The 19,153-nt window shown below is 72.3% G+C and carries 13 protein-coding genes, 1 pseudogene and 1 riboswitch; of the genes and pseudogenes, 6 read left to right on the forward strand and 8 right to left on the reverse strand.

Annotation, left to right across the window (positions count from 1 at the left end):
* The 3 genes and pseudogenes from CLV70_RS35855 to CLV70_RS35865 all read right to left on the reverse strand — a co-directional run.
* Positions 1-222, reverse strand: a pseudogene (locus CLV70_RS35855) (RNA polymerase sigma factor SigF); the annotation flags it as partial.
* Between the two features lie 236 nt (positions 223-458).
* The gene (locus CLV70_RS35860; protein ID WP_106131074.1) at positions 459-1,643 is read right to left on the reverse strand and encodes a zinc-dependent alcohol dehydrogenase; all 1,185 of its coding nucleotides are present in this window, start codon (positions 1,641-1,643) and stop codon (positions 459-461) included.
* Between the two features lie 201 nt (positions 1,644-1,844).
* A complete protein-coding gene (locus CLV70_RS35865) occupies positions 1,845-2,678 on the reverse strand; it encodes a helix-turn-helix transcriptional regulator (RefSeq protein ID WP_106131075.1) in 834 nt (277 codons plus the stop codon).
* 319 nt (positions 2,679-2,997) lie between these two features.
* Between CLV70_RS35865 and CLV70_RS35870 the strand changes: the two genes are divergently transcribed.
* Positions 2,998-5,967 (forward strand): discoidin domain-containing protein, encoded by a 2,970-nt coding sequence (locus tag CLV70_RS35870; RefSeq protein ID WP_106131106.1) that lies wholly within the window; start codon positions 2,998-3,000, stop codon positions 5,965-5,967.
* 69 nt (positions 5,968-6,036) lie between these two features.
* Positions 6,037-7,686 (forward strand): methyl-accepting chemotaxis protein, encoded by a 1,650-nt coding sequence (locus CLV70_RS35875; protein ID WP_106131076.1) that lies wholly within the window; start codon positions 6,037-6,039, stop codon positions 7,684-7,686.
* Here CLV70_RS35875 and erm read toward each other — a convergent pair.
* Positions 7,683-8,450 (reverse strand): ErmE/ErmH/ErmO/ErmR family 23S rRNA (adenine(2058)-N(6))-methyltransferase, encoded by a 768-nt coding sequence (erm, locus tag CLV70_RS35880; RefSeq protein ID WP_106131077.1) that lies wholly within the window; start codon positions 8,448-8,450, stop codon positions 7,683-7,685. The two genes, CLV70_RS35875 and erm, sit on opposite strands and share 4 nt — an antisense overlap.
* Positions 8,451-8,724: 274 nt before the next feature.
* Entirely contained in the window at positions 8,725-10,275 is a 1,551-nt protein-coding gene (locus CLV70_RS35885; RefSeq protein ID WP_106131078.1) for a cation:proton antiporter, read from the reverse strand.
* Between the two features lie 63 nt (positions 10,276-10,338).
* Positions 10,339-10,428, forward strand: a riboswitch (ZMP/ZTP riboswitch).
* A gap of 19 nt (positions 10,429-10,447) precedes the next feature.
* Here CLV70_RS35885 and CLV70_RS35890 point away from each other — a divergent pair.
* Positions 10,448-11,872, forward strand: coding sequence for a glycine hydroxymethyltransferase (locus tag CLV70_RS35890; protein ID WP_106131079.1), 1,425 nt, complete (start codon positions 10,448-10,450; stop codon positions 11,870-11,872).
* A 95-nt stretch (positions 11,873-11,967) separates the two neighbouring features.
* Here CLV70_RS35890 and CLV70_RS35895 read toward each other — a convergent pair whose 3' ends face one another.
* Complete coding sequence (locus tag CLV70_RS35895; RefSeq protein WP_106131080.1) at positions 11,968-12,972, reverse strand: NAD(P)-dependent alcohol dehydrogenase; 1,005 nt, start codon at positions 12,970-12,972, stop codon at positions 11,968-11,970.
* Between the two features lie 112 nt (positions 12,973-13,084).
* Between CLV70_RS35895 and CLV70_RS35900 the strand changes: the two genes are divergently transcribed.
* Both CLV70_RS35900 and CLV70_RS35905 read left to right on the forward strand, forming a co-directional pair.
* A complete protein-coding gene (locus CLV70_RS35900; RefSeq protein ID WP_106131081.1) occupies positions 13,085-13,789 on the forward strand; it encodes a TetR/AcrR family transcriptional regulator in 705 nt (234 codons plus the stop codon).
* A 171-nt stretch (positions 13,790-13,960) separates the two neighbouring features.
* Positions 13,961-15,055 carry an L-dopachrome tautomerase-related protein gene (locus tag CLV70_RS35905; protein ID WP_106131082.1) on the forward strand — a complete coding sequence of 365 codons (1,095 nt, stop codon included), beginning with the start codon at positions 13,961-13,963 and terminating at the stop codon, positions 15,053-15,055.
* Here CLV70_RS35905 and CLV70_RS35910 read toward each other — a convergent pair.
* Entirely contained in the window at positions 15,042-15,545 is a 504-nt protein-coding gene (locus CLV70_RS35910) for a metallophosphoesterase family protein (RefSeq protein WP_106131083.1), read from the reverse strand. The two genes, CLV70_RS35905 and CLV70_RS35910, sit on opposite strands and share 14 nt — an antisense overlap.
* A 447-nt stretch (positions 15,546-15,992) precedes the next feature.
* Between CLV70_RS35910 and CLV70_RS35915 the strand changes: the two genes are divergently transcribed.
* Entirely contained in the window at positions 15,993-18,176 is a 2,184-nt protein-coding gene (locus tag CLV70_RS35915) for a discoidin domain-containing protein (RefSeq protein WP_106131084.1), read from the forward strand.
* Here the strand turns inward: CLV70_RS35915 and CLV70_RS35920 are convergent.
* Positions 18,163-19,149, reverse strand: a complete 987-nt coding sequence (locus tag CLV70_RS35920; protein ID WP_106131107.1) for a LacI family DNA-binding transcriptional regulator — start codon at positions 19,147-19,149, stop codon at positions 18,163-18,165. The genes CLV70_RS35915 and CLV70_RS35920 overlap by 14 nt on opposite strands.
* Positions 19,150-19,153 lie beyond the last annotated feature (4 nt).

Below are 19,153 nucleotides of genomic sequence, written 5' to 3' on the forward strand. Positions count from 1 at the left end.
GATGAGGTCGTCGGTGGGTTCGCCGCGGCCGGAGTAGCGGTGGGCGAGGTGGCGGGCGAGGGGGAGCCAGGCCTCGATCGCCCGGTCCCGCAGCAGGGCGCGGGACGGGTGATCGGCCGGCATCGCGGCCATCGCGTTGAGCAGATCGGCGGCGCTGTCCGTGGGCGCCTCGCTGATCGTCGCCGGCTTCTGCGCCGCCGGGGCCGACTGGGTCACAGTCATTCGTGGTCCTCCCTGGCACCTGTCCCGGAGAGCCGGTCCGGCGGGTGAGCCGGGCCCGAGTCGGGGCTGGGTGTCGCTATCGGTTCGGGGATCGACGGCGGGTGATGAACCGCCGTCTCCCGCGCATGCTGGGCCGTTCGGTTATGACGACCCTAGCTGACCAGTGGAGCCGTGACTAGCCGAAAGTATGAGTCACTTTACGTGAGTGAATCGCTACCATGCGATATTCTGCCGTGTCAGGGCTTCAGGACCACCTTGATGCAGCCGTCCTCCTTCTTCTTGAAGATGTCGTACGCGTGCGGCGCGTCCTCGAGCGGCAGCCGGTGGGTGACCAGGTCGTCCACGCCCAGCGGGTCGGAGTCGCCGGTGAGCAGCGGCAGGATGTCGTCCACCCACTGCTTGACGTGCGCCTGACCCATCCGCAGGGTTACACCCTTGTCGAAGAGGTCGAACATCGGGAACGGGTCGGCCTGGCCGCCGTACACGCCGATGATCGAGACCGTGCCGGCCCGGCGTACCGCGGCGAACGCCGTGCGGAGCGCGCCCATCCGGTCCACGCCGGCCTTGTCGATGGCCTTGCGCGCGACGGCGTCCGGCAGCAGGCCCGCGGCCCGCTGGGCGAACTCCTGGACCGGCGTGCCGTGCGCCTCCATGCCGACCGCCTCGACGACGCAGTCCGCGCCCCGGCCGGAGGTCAGCTCCAGCACCGCGGCCGGCACGTCGTCGACCTCGTCGAAGTCGATGACCTCGACGCCGTGGCGGCGGGCCATCTCCAGGCGCTCGGGCACGTTGTCGGTGGCGATGACCCGCTCGGCGCCGAGGTGGCGGGCGATCCGCGCGGTCATCTGGCCGATCGGGCCCAGGCCGGTCACGAACGCGGTGCAGCCCGGCGTGATGTCCGCCCACTTGGCGGCCTGCCACGAGGTGGTCAGCACGTCGGAGAGGAAGAGGTAGCGCTCGTCGGGGTGGCCCTCCGGCACCTTGATCGGGCCGAAGTGCGCCTGCGGCACCCGCAGGTACTCGGCCTGGCCGCCGGGGACCTGGCCGTACAGCTTGGTGTAGCCGAACAGGGAGGCGCCCTTGCCGTGCTCCTTCACCTGGGTCGTCTCGCACTGGGCGAAATAGCCCCGGCTGCACATGTAGCAGTAGCCGCAGGAGATGTTGAACGGGATCACCACCCGGTCCCCCGGCCGGATGTGGGTGACCTCCGGCCCGACCTCCTCGACGATGCCCATCGGCTCGTGCCCGAGGATGTCACCGGCGTCCAGATACATCCCGAGGACGTCGTACAGGTGCAGGTCGGAGCCGCAGATGGCGGTGGACGTCATCCGTACGATCGCGTCCGTCGGCTCCTGGATCTTCGGGTCCGGGACGGTCTCCACCGACACCTTGGACGTGCCCTGCCAGGTCAGTGCGCGCATGCGATCCTCCGGCTCTCGACAACGGTTCCCCACCCAGGTGCCCGGCACGGCCGGAGATATGCCGGGGGATTAACCCGTTCTGGGCCGGGCACTCGCGAACCGAGACGAGGAGGTCGAAATCAGGTCGCCGAGCAGGGCTTCAAGGCCCTGACGAAGGGCGAGGAGAAGGTGGCCGGCTGAGGATCATCGGCCGGCTGAGGATCACAGGCGCTGGTCGCCGATGACCGACAGCAGCCGGAGCTTCTCGTGGCTCTCCGTGCCGGGCACGGCGGTGAAGACGAGCAGCGCCTGCGACCGATCGGGGTCGACCAGCGTCTGGCACTGCACCTCGATGATGCCGAGCTGCGGGTGCGCGATGCGCTTCGCGTCGGTGTGGGTGGTGCTGATGTCGTGCGCGGCCCACACCTTCCGGAACTCGTCGCTCGTGTCGAGCAGTGCGTCGACGATCGCCGCGGCCCGCGATCCTCGGCCCTCGCGGGCGTACGCCACCCGCAGCTGGGCGGCGAAGACGCGTCCGTGCAGCGGGTGGTCCTCCTCGGGGTAGATCAGCCGGGAGGACGGGTCGGTGTACCACCGGTAGACCATGCTGCGGGCCATCCCGGTCCACCGGGCGTCGTCGCCGAGCAGCGCGACCGCGGGCCGGGTCTGCCGGAGCGTCTCGCCGAGGCTGCTGAGCACCTCGGCGGGGGTGTCCTCGAGCCGGTCGACGATGCGCATCATGCCCGGGTTGAGGTGCTCCGAGCGCAGGACCCGCTGCGGCGCCGCGTGACCCGCGACGCGGAACAGATGGTCCCGCTCGTCGAGCGACAGGTGCAGGCCGCGGGCGATCGCCGCGAGCATCTGCTCGGACGGGCGCGGGCCCCGCTGCTGCTCCATGCGGCTGTAGTAGTCGGCCGACATCCCGCAGAGCGCGGCCACCTCCTCGCGGCGGAGGCCGCCCGCGCGCCGGCGCGGCCCCCGGGGCAGGCCGACGTCCTCGGGCTGCAGGGCCTCCCGCCGGGTACGCAGGAAGTCGGCGAGCTGTGCGCGGTCCACGATCACATCCTCCCTCAGGCCGCGGACACCCAGCCTGGGCCGATCGCGGGGCCGGAGGAAGGACGCGTCGATCCACGGATCACCTGTCCCTGGACACGCCGCGGCGCCGGTCACCTCGCCAGGGGCGGGAGCCGGCGCCGCGTCGTGGGGAACGTGCAGTTGTCGGGGACGGTACGGCCAGTTTCATCGATGCATTACTTAACAAGCAAGCAATCCTGGTTCCGGAACTTGATGCGTACGGACACTCGCGGTGAATTTGACAGCCTTTGGGGCTGAAGCGAATGGTATGCAGGGCATCGTGTTCCGCCGGGGAGGTCCCTTGTTCGCACTGTCCCGCCGCCGGCTGCTGACGCTCGCCGGCATCAGCGGCCTGAGCAGCGCATTCGCCTCGTCCCCGGCGGTCGCGGCGGTCCCGATGGCGGTCCCCGGCCGAGTCGCCGGCGTCTATCGCGACCTGCTGCACCTGCACACCCAGTGGGTCGAACAGCAGTGGGACCAGGGCATCGGGGCGTACAAATTCGACGATTTCCGCTTCGCGGCGGTGCTCGGCAACGCCGTGCTGCTCGGCATGGACGACTACGACCCGGTCCTCGCCGCGGTCGACGAGGCCACGCTGCGGTCACACACCGTGGCCACGATTCAACGGTACGCGGCCGGCAACCGGCTCGCCGGCGGCACCCAGTGGGGTCGCCAGCTGTTCTGGGACTCCACCTTCGAGCTCTACTTCGTGCTCGCCGCCCGGCTGATGTGGGGTGACCTGGACCGGGCGACCCAGGACAACATCCAGCGCATCGCCGAGGGCCAGGCGGCGTACGCGTACGCGCTGAACGCGGATGCCGACCCGGCGAGCGGCGGCTGGACCCCCAACGGCACCGACGGCGGCTGGCGCGGCGACACCAAGCTGGAGGAGATGGGCGTCTACGCGCAGGCGCTCGCCCCCGGCGCCGCCTGGGCCACGGACGCCGGGGCGCGCGACGAATGGCGGGCCCGGCTCGAGTTCTGGGTGGCGAACGCCGGCGCGTTGCCCGCCGCCGACCGCGCCAACCCGGCCGTGGTCGACGGTGAGCAGGTCGACCGGCGCAGCCTGGCGCACAACCTGCACGACACGTTCATCGTGGAGAACCACGGGTCGGCCAACCCGCACTACCAGGCGGAGCTGTGGCGTACGGCGGGCCGCTCGGCCATCCACTTCCTGCTGGCCGGCCTGCCGCTTCCCGAGGTGCTCACCCACCAGCCCAACGGCGAGCAGCTGTGGCGCACCCTGCGGCTCCTCGCCAGCGACGCCGGCGAGCCGGTCATGCCGATGGTGGCCGACCGCTACCACCTGTACGGCCGGGACGTGCTCCCGCTCGCCTTCCTCGCCCAGGTGCGGGGCGACCGGCACGCGGCCCGCGCGGAGGCCGACCTCGCCGAGCGGCTGATGCCGTACCTGCGCTACGAGCCGGAGTACCGGCTCACCAAGTTCAGCGGCGAGGAGAAGTACGAGCCCGAGGCCCGCGCCGAGCTCGCCATCGCGTACCTGTTCCACCGGTTGCGCCGCAGCCCCGTCGTGCCGGTGTCCGCGGAGGAGTTCTTCCGGGAGGCGAGCGGCACCCGCGACTTCGGTCCCGAGGTGGGGCTGACGGCGCACCAGTCGGCGAACGCCTTCGCGGCGGCGGTCACCAAGCCCGGTTACGTCAACTTCCTCTGGCAGCCGCGCCACGACAACTGGTTCATCGACACCCGGGCGCCCGCGTTCCTGCCCGCCGGCACGACGCCGGCGGCACAGTGGACCAGGGCGTACAGCAGGGTCCGGGACGGGGTCGACGCGACCGCGACCGTTCTCACCCTGAGCGGGGGATACGCGGGCTTCTGCACGCTGCCGACCGGCACCGTCGTCTACGCGAGCACGGGCCTGCCCGGCGAGGGCGGCCTCACCCTGTTCAATCTCGCCATGCCCGGGGTGCCCGGCCTGGACGGCGCCCGCACCTTCACGTACGCAGGCGGCAAGGCGAACCTCAACGACCCGTACACCGGGGACATCGGCTTCGCGCCGCGCGACGCCCGGTACGTGCGCATGCTCGGGCGCGAGCCGGCCACGCCGTACGGCTACTCGATCTACACCTTCTCGGTGCTCGACGTCCGCGGCGCCGACCTGGCCCAGGGCGCGATGCCGATCGCCTCGTCCGAGGACATGTGGTATCCGGCCCGCAACGCCACCGACGGCAACGCGGACACCCGCTGGGCGGTCGTCCGGGAGGAGCGCGGGCGGGCCGACAGCTGGCTCGCCGTCGACCTCGGCTCGGCGGTGACCGTCGCCGGCGTCCGCATCGCGTGGGAGGCCGCGTACGCCAAGAGCTTCATGATCCAGACCTCGATCGACGGCCGCACCTGGACCGACGCGGCCGCCGTGCCGGAGACCCGGAGCGTCCCGCGGTGGGTGGGCCTCGACGGCCGGGCGGGGATCGTCACGCACGGTGGCAAGGGCCGGATCACCGTCACCGCCACCGCGGTCAGCGCCCCCGCGCCGCTCGTCGAGGGTTATGCGGGCGACCGCGACCTCGCCCGGGTGGCGGCCCGCAAGCTGCCGGCCGCCGAGGGGCTCACCGTGAGTGACGCCGACGGCTACCTCAGCGTCTTCAACCTCACCGCGAAACCGGCCCGCGACGTGACCGTGCACCTTCCGGCCCGCGACACCCTCTACCGCGGCGAGCAGGTGCTCACCGCCGCCGGCCTGGACTGGTCGGTCAGCCTCGACGGCGGCACCGCCCGGGTCGAGCCGCCGCGCTTCACCGTCGCCGGCGACCCCCCTCCCGGCACCCGGTTCCAGGTGCGCGACTCGCACCACGTCACCGTCACGGCCCCCGCGAAGCGCCGGGCGGTGGTCACGCTGCGGCGTGGGTCGTGGGCGGCGACCGTGCGCGTACCCGCAGGCAGGTCCCGCGGCGTGACGGTGCCGGGCGCACCGGTCACCCCGGCCGCCGACCTCGCCCGCGGCCGCACCACCTTCCCGACCTCGCCCCTGCCGGCGGGGATGACGTCGCCGGACCGGGCGGTCGACGGCGACCCGGCGACCGCCTGGCGGCCCGGCCGGTCCGGGCGGATGGTCGTCGACCTCGGCCGGGTGACCGACGTGGCACACGTCCGGCCCGCCTGGTCCCGCGGCCGGCGAGTACCGGCCCACTACCTGGAAGCCTCGGCGGACGGCCTCACCTACGCGCCGCTCGCCGGCCGGGCCCGCTACGTCGCGATCGTGGTGGAGGACTGGGCCCCGGGCGACGCCGAGCTCGTGGAGCTGGCCGTCACCTGACTTTCGCGTTTTGCCGCGGTTGTTCCCCGCCTGGCGCGATGATCGATCGCGGAGGGGAAGGGGACGACGATGCCCAAGGGCCAGACCAGAGACGCCGTGCAGGTGACCATCCGGCGCAACCCGCTGGTGGGCCGGCTGGCCGACCTGGGCATGACGACCAAGACCCTGCTCTCCGCGGTGGCCATGGCGCTGGTCGCGCTCGGTGTGGGCGGGATGGCCGTGTGGCGCATGAGCGAGACGAACAAGGATCTCACCACCATGAAGGCCCAGCACGTCGACAGCCTTCAACAGGTCGCCGAGCTCCGAGGTGGCATTTCCGACATGTTCCGCGGCCTGATGCTCTACTCGATCGGTCCGGGCGACGCCGAGCGCAAGGATGCCCGCGACGCCACCACCACCGCGGACAACAAGATCAACTCTGCGCTGACGGCCTACGGAGCCATCGCCGAGGATCCGGAACGGCGGCAGAGTCTGGCCGCCTTCACCGCCGCGATGAAGGACTACCGCGCGCTGCGGGACACCGTCATGTTCCGGGAGCCGCTTCCCCCCGGATACACCATGCCGCCCGCGGACCAGATCGGCGCCGAGTTCGGCAAGGGCGAGGCGAAGCTCAACAGCGCGGTCGCGGCCCTGCAGAAGGCCGAGGACACCCAGGCGGACGCCATCGCCGGGCGGGCCGCGGAGGACTTCCGCAAGGCGCGTACGCGGATCGTCGCCGCGCTCCTCGCGGGCATCCTGGTGGCCGCGGCGATCGGAGTGCTGGTGACCCGCCTGATCAAGGTCCAGCTGGCGTCCGTCGGCCGGGCCCTGGCCGCCGTCGCGGACAACGACCTCACCGAGCCCGCCGAGGTGCGCTCCCGGGACGAACTCGGCCGGATGGCCGCCGCGGTCAACCGGGCCCGGGACGGGCTGCGCGGCACGGTCGCCCAGCTCACCGGCGGCGCCGAGGACCTCGGGGTCAGCACCCACCAGCTCACCGGCGTCACCGGCCGGATCGGCGAGAGTGCCCGGGAGGCCGCCGCGCAGGCGAGCCTGGTCGCCGGGGCGGCCGACGACGTGTCCGGCTCGGTGCAGACGGTCGCGGCCGGCAGCGACGAGATGGGCGCGTCGATCCGCGAGATCGCCCAGAACGCCAACGACGCCGCCCTGGTCGCGTCCGACGCGGTCGGGGTCGCGGAGACCACCAACCAGACGGTCTCCAAGCTCGGCACGTCGTCGGCGGAGATCGGTGACGTGGTCAAGGTCATCACCGCCATCGCCGAGCAGACCAACCTGCTCGCCCTCAACGCCACCATCGAGGCCGCGCGGGCCGGTGAGGCGGGCAAGGGCTTCGCGGTCGTCGCGTCCGAAGTCAAGGACCTCGCCCAGGAGACGGCGAAGGCGACCGAGGACATCTCCCGGCGGGTCGAGACGATCCAGGCGGACACCGCCGGCGCGGTCGCGGCGATCGGCGAGATCTCGCAGATCATCCAGCGCATCAACGACTACCAGGTGACCATCGCCTCGGCGGTCGAGGAGCAGACCGCCACCACCGCCGAGATGAGCCGCAGCATCGGCGAGGCGGCCGGCGGCAGCTCGACCATCGCGGCCAACATCAACGGCGTCGCCCGGTCGGCCGAGGCGACCACCGCCACGCTCGCCGAGGCGGACGTGGCGGTGGACCGCCTCAACCAGGTGGCGGCCGAGCTGCGTACGGTCGCGGAACGCTTCCGGGTCTAGCGTTCGAGCAGGCGGAACAGGTGCAGCCAGCGCTCCGGCCAGACCTCGCCCACCGGCACGTCGGTGCCGAGCCGGCAGGACCGGAAGGCCGCGGACGTCCGGGCCGGTCCGTAGCGGTGCCGCAGGGTCGCCGCCAGGGAACCGCCGCGCCCGGTGAAGCCCAGGTGCACGAACCGGCGCCACCCGGCCGCGTCGTCCACCAGGGGCACCGCACGGCGGCGCAGGTGCAGGATGCCGCCGTCGACCCTCGGCACCGGGCGGAAGGCCGTACGCGGCACCCGTCCCGCGAGGTACCAGCCGACCTCGGGCCACGTGGCGATCGTCAGGCGGGTCCAGCGGCCGTAGTCGCCGGTGCGCTTGCGGGCGTACTCGAGCTGGGTGAGCAGCGTCGCCGTCGCCAGGTGCGGCGCGTCCAGGCACCACTCGACCACGGCCGAGGTGAGCGCGTACGGAATGTTGCCGACCACCCGGAACGGTTCGTCCGGCGGCGCGCTGCGCAGGAAGTCCCCGGTCCGTACGGTGATCCCCGGCCGGCGCGGCACCGCGGCCGCCATCGCCGGATCGACCTCGTACGCGACCACCCGCCCGGCGCGCCGGGCGAGTTCGCGGGTCAGGTGCCCGCGCCCGGCGCCGACCTCATGGACGAGGTCGCCGGGATCGATCTCCGCGGCGGCGGCGAGCCGTCGCACCGCCGCCGGGTCGGCGAGCAGGTTCTGCCCGAACGCCCGCCGGGCGCGGGCGTGTTCGTGCTGGTGAAGCGCCATGACCGTGGTCCTGTCTGCCGCCGTGGCGGCGAACGCGGACAGGCATCAGCGAGGCCCGTCCGTGGGAAGAGGACACGAAGGGCCCTGGCGGCAGCGCTCAGTGCGGGTTCAGTCGGCGCGGCGGCTCAGGGCGCGACGCCGTTGCGCAGGCGGGAGGAGTGCAGCGGTCCCCGCGCGACGGGCGTCGACACCCGGGCGAGGAGGGCGTGCGTCGTAGGCATGCCGCGACCCTACGCCGTACCCGGTCGCGGTTTCCCGGGGTTTTTCGCCGGCGCTACGACAGCGTGCGGTCGGCGGCCTGGCGCAGGTCCAGCTTGCCGATGAGCTCGCGGGCGGTCTCCTCGTCGATCTCGCCCTCCATCATCGCCCTGCTCAGAGCGTTGCGCCGCAGGTCGAAGTCCTCGTCCGTCGTCCCGGCCGCGGCGCCCGCCGCGATCTCGTCGCCGAGCCGGCGCCGGGCGGCGGCCTCCCGCTGTTCCGCGCGGACGTCGATGCCCAGCAGGCGGACCACCCGCCGGATGGTCGTGCCCTGGATCAGCAGCGTGCCCAGGGTGACGACCAGGGCGATGGCCTGCACGGCCTCGCGGCCGGGGAACGGTTCGCCGGCGGCGGTGACCTCCGGGATCGCCGCCGCGGCGGCCAGGGTGAGGATGCCGCGCATGCCCGTCCAGCCGACCACCAGCGTCTCCCGGGTGGTCGGCGGGCCCAGCGGGGGATCGAGCCGCTTGCGGCCCCGGGCCCGGCGCGCCCGCCGCTCCTCGGCCCGCCGGGCCCGTTCGGGGTCCGCCTCACGGCGCCGCCGGTCCATCAGCTCGTTCAGCCGCCAGCGGCCGAAGAGCAGGGAGACGCCGGCCAGGCGGAGGACGATCGCGGCGAGCAGCAGGACGACGGCGGCGATTACGGTACGGGTGAGCCCCGGCCCTTCCTCGGCGCGCAGATCGTCGATGACGAACTTGAGCTGCAGCCCGATGTACGCGAACACGAACGTCTCGAGCAGGAAGTCCACGACCGGCCAGAACGCCTCCTCCTGCAACCGCGTCCGGTACGCGCCCGGAAACTGGTGCCGGGGATCCATCGACGTGTTGATCGTGATGGAGAACGCCGCCATGACCACGGCGAGGATGCCGGAGGCGTGCAGTTCCTCGGCGGTGAGGAAGGCGGTGAACGGCACCAGCAGGCCCAGGGCCGTACCCAGGGTCGGATTGCCCAGCCGCCGGCGGATCATCAGGGCCGCCATCGCCAGGACCGCGCCGACCAGCAGCCCCACCCCGGCGTTGTAGAGGAACTCGCGGATGCCCGAGCCCCACGTCGCGTGGTCACCGCTCACCGCACCGACCGCGATGCTGAACAGCGTCAGCGCGGTCGCGTCGTTGACCAGGCTCTCCCCGGTCAGGATCGTGGTGACCCGGCGTGGCAGGCCGAGCTCGGCGCCGTGCGAGACGGTGGTGATGGTGTCCGGCGGCGCCAGCACCGAGCCGAGGACGAACGCCGCCGCCAGGCCGATCGAGGGCAGCAGCCAGGACGACAGCACGCCCAGCGCGCCGGCGGTGAGCACCACCAGCACCACGCCGAGGTTGATGATCGCGCGCAGGTTCTGGCCGAACCCGGTGAACGAGGCGCCGCGCGTCGCCGAGTAGAGCAGCGGCGGTATGACGAGCGCCAGCAGCAGTTCGCTCTCCAGCTCGAGCCGGGGGACGCCGGGGACGAAGCTCACCGCCGCGGCGAGCGTCACGACGATGAGGCCGGGCTGGAGGCCGCGACGGTGGGCGAACGCGGTGACCGCGATGCCGGCCCCGGCGATGAGCAGGATCTGGACGCCGTTCACCGGGCCTACGGTAAGGCCTCGTGGGAGGGATGAGGCGGAGGCCGGGCGCCGACGGTATGCTCGTCGGCGGGCCGTGACTGGCGCTTGAGATGGACGACCATCGGGGAGCGGCCTCACCCACCGGGGTGAATGCCGTGCGCCTGGGCCTCATCACCTGTGATAGGGAGGTCCGATGTCTGAGCTGAACGCCGAATCGACCGCTTTCCGCGCCGCGCTGGACGCCGTGCGCGCCGTCGAGCCCCGGATCGCCGACGCGATCGCGAAGGAGCTCCACGATCAGCGTGAGTCCCTGAAGCTGATCGCGTCCGAGAACTACGCGTCGCCGGCCGTGCTGCTGGCCATGGGCAACTGGCTCTCCGACAAGTACGCCGAGGGCACCATCGGCCGCCGCTTCTACGCCGGCTGCCAGAACGTCGACACCGTCGAGGCGGTCGCCGTCGAGCACGCCAAGGCCCTGTTCGGCGCGCCGTACGCGTACGTCCAGCCGCACTCCGGCATCGACGCCAACCTGGTCGCCTACTGGGCGGTGCTCGCCGACCGGGTCGAGGCCCCGGCGCTGGCCAAGGCGCAGAAGCGCAACGTCAACGACCTCACCGACGCCGAGTGGGCCGAGCTGCGGCAGGCGTTCGGCAACCAGCGGATGCTCGGCATGTCGCTCGACGCGGGCGGCCACCTCACCCACGGCTTCCGCCCCAACATCTCCGGCAAGATGTTCGACCAGCGCAGCTACGGCGTCGACGCGGCGACCGGCCAGATCGACTACGCCGCCCTGCGCGAGTCGGCGCGCGAGTTCAAGCCGCTGATCATCGTCGGCGGCTACTCGGCGTACCCCCGCAAGGTGAACTTCCGGATCATGCGGGAGATCGCCGAGGAGGTGGGCGCGACCTTCATGGTCGACATGGCGCACTTCGCGGGCCTGGTCGCCGGCAAGGTCTTCACCGGCGACTTCAACCCGATCGAGCACGCGCACATCGTCACCACGACCACGCACAAGAGCCTGCGCGGCCCCCGCGGCGGCGCCGTCTTCTGCCAGCCCGAGCTGGCCGACCAGGTCGACCGCGGCTGCCCGATGGTCCTCGGCGGCCCGCTCGCGCACGTCATGGCCGCCAAGGCGATCGCGTTCGCCGAGGCCCGCCGCCCCGAGTTCGCCGACTACGCCCAGCGCATCGTCGACAACAGCCAGGCGCTCGCCGAGGGCCTGATCAGGCGCGGCGCGACCCTGGTCAGCGGCGGCACCGACAACCACCTGGTCCTCATCGACGTCGACAAGTACGGCCTGACCGGCCGCCAGGCGGAGCAGGCCCTGCTGGACAGCGGCATCGTCACCAACCGCAACGCGATCCCGCAGGACCCGAACGGCGCCTGGTACACCTCCGGCATCCGGATCGGCACGCCGGCCCTGACCACCCGCGGCCTCGGCACGGCGGAGATGGACCAGATCGCCGAGCTGATGCACACCGTCCTGTCCCAGACGAAGGCGGGCGCGTCGAAGGCGAAGTTCGACCTCGACCCGGCCGTCGCCGACCGCATCAGCAAGCAGGCCAACGAGCTGCTCGGCGCCTTCCCCCTCTACCCGACCGTGGACCTGGGCGTCTAGATCAAGATCATCATGTCGTAGCTCGGTGGGTGGTGCTGACCGCAACTCCCGTCGAGGCCGGGGCCGGGGCCCAGCATTCGCTGGCCCTGGCCCCTTCATTCTGCGTGAGTGGGGAGAACCGAGATCACGACCTTTGCGCGGGCGTGGTCGCTCTCCAGGTAGCGCATGGCCTCGGGGACCTCGGCGAGGTCGTAGCACCGGTCGATCACCGGCACGAGGCCGTCGTTCTCGGCGTGGGCGCGAAGAGTGTCCAGATGGGAGCGGCTCGGGGCGGTGGTCAGCACGACGATCCGCTGCCGCCGGACGAAGGGCGCCAGCAGCCGGCCGCGGGCGATGAGCCAGACCGGACCGACGAGGCTGCCGCCGCCGTAGACGCCGCCGCCGGACAGGACCAGCGTGCCCGTGGGGGTCAGTGCCCGTCGCAGGGCCCGGAGGGAGCGGTTGCCGACGAGGTCGAGTACGAGGTCGTGGCGCCGCCCGAGCCGGGTGAAGTCCTCGCGGGTGTAGTCGACCACGTGATCGGCGCCGAGGGAGCGGACCAGCTCGGTGTTGCGGGTGCTGCACACGGCGGTCACGGTCGCGCCGAGCAGCTTGGCGAGTTGCACCGCCAGGGTGCCGACCCCGCCGGAGGCGCCGTTGACGAGCACGTGCCGGCCGGGCTCGAGGCCTCCCGCGTCGCGCAGTCCCATGAGGGCGGTGATCCCGGCCAGGGGGAGCGCCGCCGCCTGCCGCGGGGTCAGGTTCGCGGGGGCGGTCGCCACCAGCGCCTCGGGCACCCGCACGTACTCCGCGAACGCGCCGTTGTCGTCGCCGAGGTCGCCGAACACGGCATCGCCGGGGCGCAGCTGCCGGACGTCCGGGCCGACCGCCTCGACCCGGCCGGCGAAGTCGCGGCCGCGGATCCGCGCCCGGGGACGGGACCGCCCCATCGCCAGCCGGGCCATCCGCGGATCCCCCCGCATGACATGCCAGTCGTACGCGTTGAGCGCCGCCGCCTCCACCCGGACCAGCACCTCGCCGGGACCGGGAACCGGCACGTCGACGTCCGCGAGCGTGAGTGTCCCGGGCGGCCCGTACCTGTCCTGAACGATCGCCTTCACCGTCGCCTCCCCTCCTGGTGTACGCCGTACACCTGCCCTCGAAGTATGGGGTGTACGCCGTACACCCGTCAAGGCGGATATCGTTTCCCTGCCCCCGGGAGACGAGGACGGCATGGTTGAGCACACCCTGCGGCGGACACCGCTGAGCCGTGACCGGGTGCTGCGCGCCGCCGTGGCCCTGGCCGACGAGGCGGGCATCGAGTCCCTGAGCATGCGCAACCTCGCCCAGGAGCTGGGGGTCGTGCCGATGGCCCTCTACAAGCACGTCGCCAACAAGGAGGAGCTGCTCGACGGCATGATCGACGCGGTCGTCGGCGAGATCGACCCGCCGGTGCCCGGAGCCGGGTGGAAGCAGGCCGTCCGCGGCCGCATCCTGTCGGCGCGCCGGGTGCTGCAGCGCCACCCGTGGGCGCCGATCGCCATCGAGTCGCGCACCGCGGCGACGCCGGCCGTGCTCGCGTACCTCGACTCGATGGTCGGCACGCTCTCGGCCGGCGGCTTCTCCGCCGACCTGGCCCACCACGTGATGCACGCGATGGGCAGCCGGATGCTGGGCTTCAGCCAGGAGCTCTTCGACGCCTCCCGCAACGCCGGCCGGTCCGGGGCAGCCGCCGCGGAACCACCGGCCGCCCCGCCGCCGGAGTTCGCGGACCGGTTCCCGCACCTGGCCACGATCGCGACGGCGGCCTTCCACGACGACGCATCGGTGGTGGGGACGGGCTGCGACGACCAGTTCGAGTTCGAATTCGCCCTCGACCTGCTGCTCGACGGCATCGAACGCCTGCACCGCCAGGGCTGGACATCACACCCGGCCTGACCCGGCCGTCCCACCCCCGCGCCCGGCGGTCTTCCGCCGCGCCCGGTTGTTCGTGCCGCGCCCGGCCGTCCTCGCCGCGCCCGGCCGTTTCTTATCGCGGCTGGCCGGCGGGCGGGCGGGCGGCGTGGGCCGGGCTGTTTTGCGGGTGCGCTCGCCGGGTAAGCGGCCGGGATGACGGATCATCCGGTCGACCAGCCCATCGGTGAGCTCGAGACGGTGCACACGTTCGACAGCGGGCCCATGCCGACGGGCGTCAGCGTCTCCGCGCGCGGCCGCATCTTCGTGAACTTCCCGAAGTGGGGCGACGACGTCCGGTTCACCGTGGGGGAGATCCGCGACGGGGTCGTGGTCCCGTACCCGGACGAGGGCTGGAACACCCCCTCCGCCGACGACGACCCGAAGGCGTTCGTCTCGGTGCAGAGCGTCGTCGTGGACCCGGCCGACCGGCTCTGGGTGCTCGACACGGGCGCCCCCGAGTTCCGGGAGACGCAGGTCGGCGGGCCCAAGCTCGTCTGCATCGACCTGGCCACCGACACCGTGATCCGGACGATCGTCTTCGACCGCAGCGCCGCGCTGCCCACGACGTACCTCAACGACGTGCGGTTCGACCTGCGGCGCGACGTCGCGTACATCACCGACTCGTCGGACCAGGGCCCGAACGGCATCATCGTGGTGCACCTCGGCAGCGGTACGGCCTGGCGGCGGCTGCACGACCACCCGTCCACGAAGGCCGAGACCCCGCCGTCGCTCCTGCCCGTCGTGGAGGGCGAGCCGTTCCTGGAGCGCCCCGAGGACGGCGCCCCGGAGCCGGTCACCATGGGCGCCGACGGCATCGCGATCTCGGCCGACGGCTCCCGGCTCTTCTACTGCCCGCTGATGTCGCGCCGCTGGTACAGCGTCTCCACCGACGCCCTCCTGGGCACGGACCTGGGCGACGACGAGGTGGCCGCGACGGTCGTCGACGAGGGCGACAAGGGCGGCGTCGCGGACGGCCTCGAGACCGACGACCAGGGCCGCGTGTACGTGACGAACACCGAGCACAACGCCATCCTGCGGCGGCTGCCCGACGGCACGATGGAGACCGTGGCGCACGACCCGCGCCTGCTGTGGCCGGACACCATGTCGGTCGCCGAGGACGGCTACCTCTACGTGACCGCGAACCAGCTGCACCGGCAGCCCACGTACCGGCGCGGGCAGGATCGGCGGCGGTACCCGTACCAGCTCTTCCGGGTCGCCATCGGCGCCGGCCCGGTCAAGCTCGTCTGACGAGCTCGTGCAGCCGCACGCCGGCGAGGTGGCCTGACTCGATCTCCGCGGTCATGTACGTGCAGAACGGCTGCCGCCGCCGGTCGGTGGGGCTGCCCGGGTTGAGCAGCCGCAGGCCGCCGGGCGTCGTGGTGTCCCACGGGATGTGGGAGTGCCCGAAGACCAGCACGTCCGTGTCCGGGAAGGCCGCCTCGCAACGCTGCTCGCGCCCCTTGGCGTCGCCGGTCTCATGGATCACCGCCAGCCGTACGCCGCCGAGCGTGGCCCGCGCGATCTCCGGCAGCCGGGCGCGCAGCGGAGCGCCGTCGTTGTTGCCGTAGCAGGCGAGGAGCCGGCGCGAGCGGGCCGAGAGCGCGTCGAGCATCGCGACGTCCACCCAGTCGCCGGCGTGGACGACCACGTCCGCCGCCTCGACCGCGGCCCACAGCTCGGCCGGGAGATCGCGGGCCCGCTTGGGCACGTGGGTGTCGGTCGTGAGGACCAGGCGCATGGCCCCAATGTAGGCGGAGCCCTTGTCCGTCCTGCGGTGGATCGGGGTAAAAGCCCGTCCTTCTGGTCACAGCTCATTCGGGCGGGTCGATGACCTCCGTGGTCCTGTGCCGCCCCGGAGCCTCCTCGATCGCGCCGGGCATCCCGGGACCCGGCGCATCTCTCCAGCTCAGTGTGCGGCTCGACGGTCGGGTATGGACGGTGGCGGGGATCGAGGGCGGCGGGCGGCCCGGGGTCGTCCCGGGTCGCGGCTGACCGGACGGCGGAACCGGTTCCGGAACCGCTCGCGTAACCGTTGCGCCGACCCTTTGACACATCGGCGTAACGAACTTAGCGTCCACAGGGCGGGTAAGCGCTCTCCCAAGATCACTTACCTTCGCCGGAGCATCCCCGGCTCCGCACCGGGCGCGATCCCCGCGCGTCCGTCCTGGCGTACAAGGAGAAAGCCATGACCGTCCCCGCAGTCATCCCCCGATCTCGCCGCCGGTGGCGCCTCGGCGCCGCCGGCGGCCTGGTCGTCGCGGTCGTCGCGGCGTTCGGCGCGCTCACCCCGGTGAGCGCCCGGGCTGCCGAGACGCTGCTGTCGCAGGGCAGGCCCGCCACCGCGTCCACGTCGGAGAACGACGGCGTCTACCCGGCCTCCGCCGCGGTCGACGGCAACACCGGCACCCGCTGGTCGTCCGCGTTCGCCGATCCCCAGTGGTTGCAGGTGGACCTCGGCACCAGCTCGGCGATCAGCCGGGTGGAGCTCAACTGGGAGGCCGCGTACGCGAAGACCTTCCGGATCCAGACCTCGGACAACGGCTCCACCTGGGCCGACGCGAGCCCCGCCACCGCCGGTCAGGCGGGCACGCAGAGCGTGAACGTCACCGCCACGGCCCGGTACGTGCGCATGTACGGCACCGAACGCGCCACCGGCTACGGCTACTCGCTGTGGGAATTCAAGGTGTACGGCGGCGGCACCACCGACCCGGACCTGCCCGGCGGCGGCAGCCTCGGCGCCAACGTCATCGTCTTCGACCCGTCGATGTCGTCGGCGTCGATCCAGAGCCAGGCCGACACGATCTTCCGGCAGCAGGAGTCCAACCAGTTCGGCCTCCAGCGGTACGTCCTCGCGTTCAAGCCCGGCACGTACAACGGCCTCAACATCCAGGTCGGCTTCTACACCTCGGTGCTCGGCCTGGGCCAGAACCCGCAGGACACCCGGATCAACGGCGACATCACCGTCGACGCCGGCTGGTTCCAGGGCAACGCGACCCAGAACTTCTGGCGCTCGGTCGAGAACCTGTCCGTCTACCCGGTGAGCGGCGCCAACCGGTGGGCCGTCTCGCAGGCCGCGCCGTTCCGGCGGATGGACATCCACGGCGACCTCAACCTCGCCCCCAACGGTTACGGCTGGGCGTCCGGCGGCTACATCGCCGACTCGCGGATCAGCGGCTCGGAGCAGCAGTACTCCCAGCAGCAGTGGTTCACCCGCAACAGCCAGATCGGCTCCAGCCTGAACGCGGTGTGGAACCAGACGTTCGTCGGCGTGCAGGGCGCACCGGCGTCGAGCTTCCCGAACCCGCCGTACACCACGATCGGCACGGCGCCGGTCATCCGCGAGAAGCCGTACCTCTACCAGGCCGGCGGCCAGTACGCGGTCTTCGTGCCGAACCTCCAGCAGAACGCCGCGGGCGCCACCTGGGTCAACGGCAACACCCCGGGCACCGGCATCCCGCTGAGCCAGTTCTTCGTCGCCAAGCCCGGTGACTCGGCCGCGACGATCAACGCGGCGCTGGCGCAGGGCCTGCACCTGCTGTTCCAGCCCGGCATCTACCACGTCGACCGGACGATCAACGTGACCCGGGCGAACACCGTGGTGCTCGGCCTCGGCTACGCCACGATCATCCCGGACAACGGCGTCACGCCGATGCAGGTGGCCGATGTGGACGGCGTGAAGCTGGCCGGCCTGCTCTTCGACGCGGGCACCACCAACTCGGCGAACCTGCTGGTCGTCGGCCCGAACGGGTCCTCGGCCAACCACGCCGCCAACCCGACGACCGTGCAGGACGTGTTCTTCCGGATCGGTGGCTCGATCGCCGGCAAGGCCACCAACAGCCTGCTGGTGAACAGCAACAACACGATCATCGACCACATCTGGGCGTGGCGCGCCGACCACGGCAACGCGGGCACCTACGGCTGGACGGTCAACCCCGCCGACACCGGCCTGATCGTCAACGGCCAGAACGTGACCGCGTACGGCCTGTTCGTCGAGCACTACCAGAAGTACGAGGTCATCTGGAACGGCAACGGCGGCCGCACGTACTTCCTGCAGAACGAGCAGCCCTACGACCCGCCGTCCAACGCGGCGTGGCGCTCGGGGGCCAACGGGTACGCGGCGTACAAGGTGGCGGACGGCGTCACCAGCCACGAGGCGTGGGCGATGGGCAGCTACTGCTACTTCAACGTCAACCCGCAGGTGCACTCGGACCGCGGCTTCGAGGTCCCGGTGAACAGCGGGGTCCGCCTGCACAACATCTTCACGGTCTCGCTGGGTGGCAACGGGGTCATCGACCACGTGGTCAACAACACCGGCGGACCGGCCCAGGGTACGGCGACCGTACCGGTCAACGTCGTCAACTTCCCGTAGGCCGCAGCTCTCCCGAGCCGCGCGGGATCAGCATCGTCGGGATGCTGATCTCGCGCGGCTGCTTCGTGTCCCCGTCGATGCGGGCGAAGAGGGCGCGCGCCGCCGCCCGGCCCATCGCGGCCGGGTCCCGGGAGACCACGGTGACCGCCGGGTCGAGCAGGTCGGCGAGCGGGAAGTCGTCGAAGCCGAGCAGTGCGATCCGGCGGTGCAGGCCGAGCCGGCGCAGCGCGCGTACCGCCCGGACGGTGATCAGGTGCTGGCCGGTGAAGAGCGCGGTCGGCGGGTACGGGAGCCTCAGCAGCGCGGGCGCGGTGGCCTCGGCACCCGGTCCCGGCTCCACCGCCTCGCAGACCGGCAGGCCCGCCTCGCGCATCGCGTCCCGGTAGCCGAGCCGGCGGCTGCGCGCGGTGGCGATCCGCGGTGCCCCGGCGAGGAAGGCGATCCGGCGGTGCCCGTGCGCGATCAGGTGCCGTACGGCCTCCGCCGCCCCGTCGCGGTTCGTGGCCAGGACGGTGTCGCCGCGGTGGCCGGCGGCCGGCCGGTCGACGAACACGACCGGGACGTCGGGCGGGAGCTCGCGAGCCAGGTACGCCTGGTCGGGCGCGGTCGGCGTGATGATCAGGCCGTCGGCGTGCCGCCGCGCGAACGCTCCCGCCAGGTCCCGCTCCCGGCCCGGATCGTCGTCGAGGCTGCCGGTCAGCACGTGGACGCCGCGGGTGCGCGCCTCGTCCTCGACCGCCCGGTGCACGGCCGCCGAGAACGGCTCGCTCACGTCGTCGAGCAGCAACCCGATCGTCCGGGTACGCCGATCGTTGCGGCGCAGCATGGTCGCCCCGAGGTTGGGGCGGTAGCCGAGCAGGGCGACGGCGGCGCGGACCCGGGCGGCGAGCGCGGGGTTCACCGTGCCCTCGCCGTTGACCACGCGGGACACCGTCTTGAGGCTGACGCCCGCGCTCCGCGCTACGTCGTTCATCGTG

This window comes from Pseudosporangium ferrugineum, assembly GCF_003002065.1.
Lineage (GTDB): Bacteria > Actinomycetota > Actinomycetes > Mycobacteriales > Micromonosporaceae > Actinoplanes > Actinoplanes ferrugineus_A.

Coding starts and splice junctions, on each gene's coding strand:
- CLV70_RS35915 (WP_106131084.1), top strand. CDS start 15,993: ATGACCGTCCCCGCAGTCATCCCCCGATCTCGCCGCCGGTGGCGCCTC.
- CLV70_RS35900 (WP_106131081.1), top strand. CDS start 13,085: ATGGTTGAGCACACCCTGCGGCGGACACCGCTGAGCCGTGACCGGGTG.
- CLV70_RS35920 (WP_106131107.1), bottom strand. CDS start 19,149: ATGAACGACGTAGCGCGGAGCGCGGGCGTCAGCCTCAAGACGGTGTCC.
- CLV70_RS35910 (WP_106131083.1), bottom strand. CDS start 15,545: ATGCGCCTGGTCCTCACGACCGACACCCACGTGCCCAAGCGGGCCCGC.
- erm (WP_106131077.1), bottom strand. CDS start 8,450: ATGGCGCTTCACCAGCACGAACACGCCCGCGCCCGGCGGGCGTTCGGG.
- CLV70_RS35905 (WP_106131082.1), top strand. CDS start 13,961: ATGACGGATCATCCGGTCGACCAGCCCATCGGTGAGCTCGAGACGGTG.
- CLV70_RS35860 (WP_106131074.1), bottom strand. CDS start 1,643: ATGCGCGCACTGACCTGGCAGGGCACGTCCAAGGTGTCGGTGGAGACC.
- CLV70_RS35875 (WP_106131076.1), top strand. CDS start 6,037: ATGCCCAAGGGCCAGACCAGAGACGCCGTGCAGGTGACCATCCGGCGC.
- CLV70_RS35890 (WP_106131079.1), top strand. CDS start 10,448: ATGTCTGAGCTGAACGCCGAATCGACCGCTTTCCGCGCCGCGCTGGAC.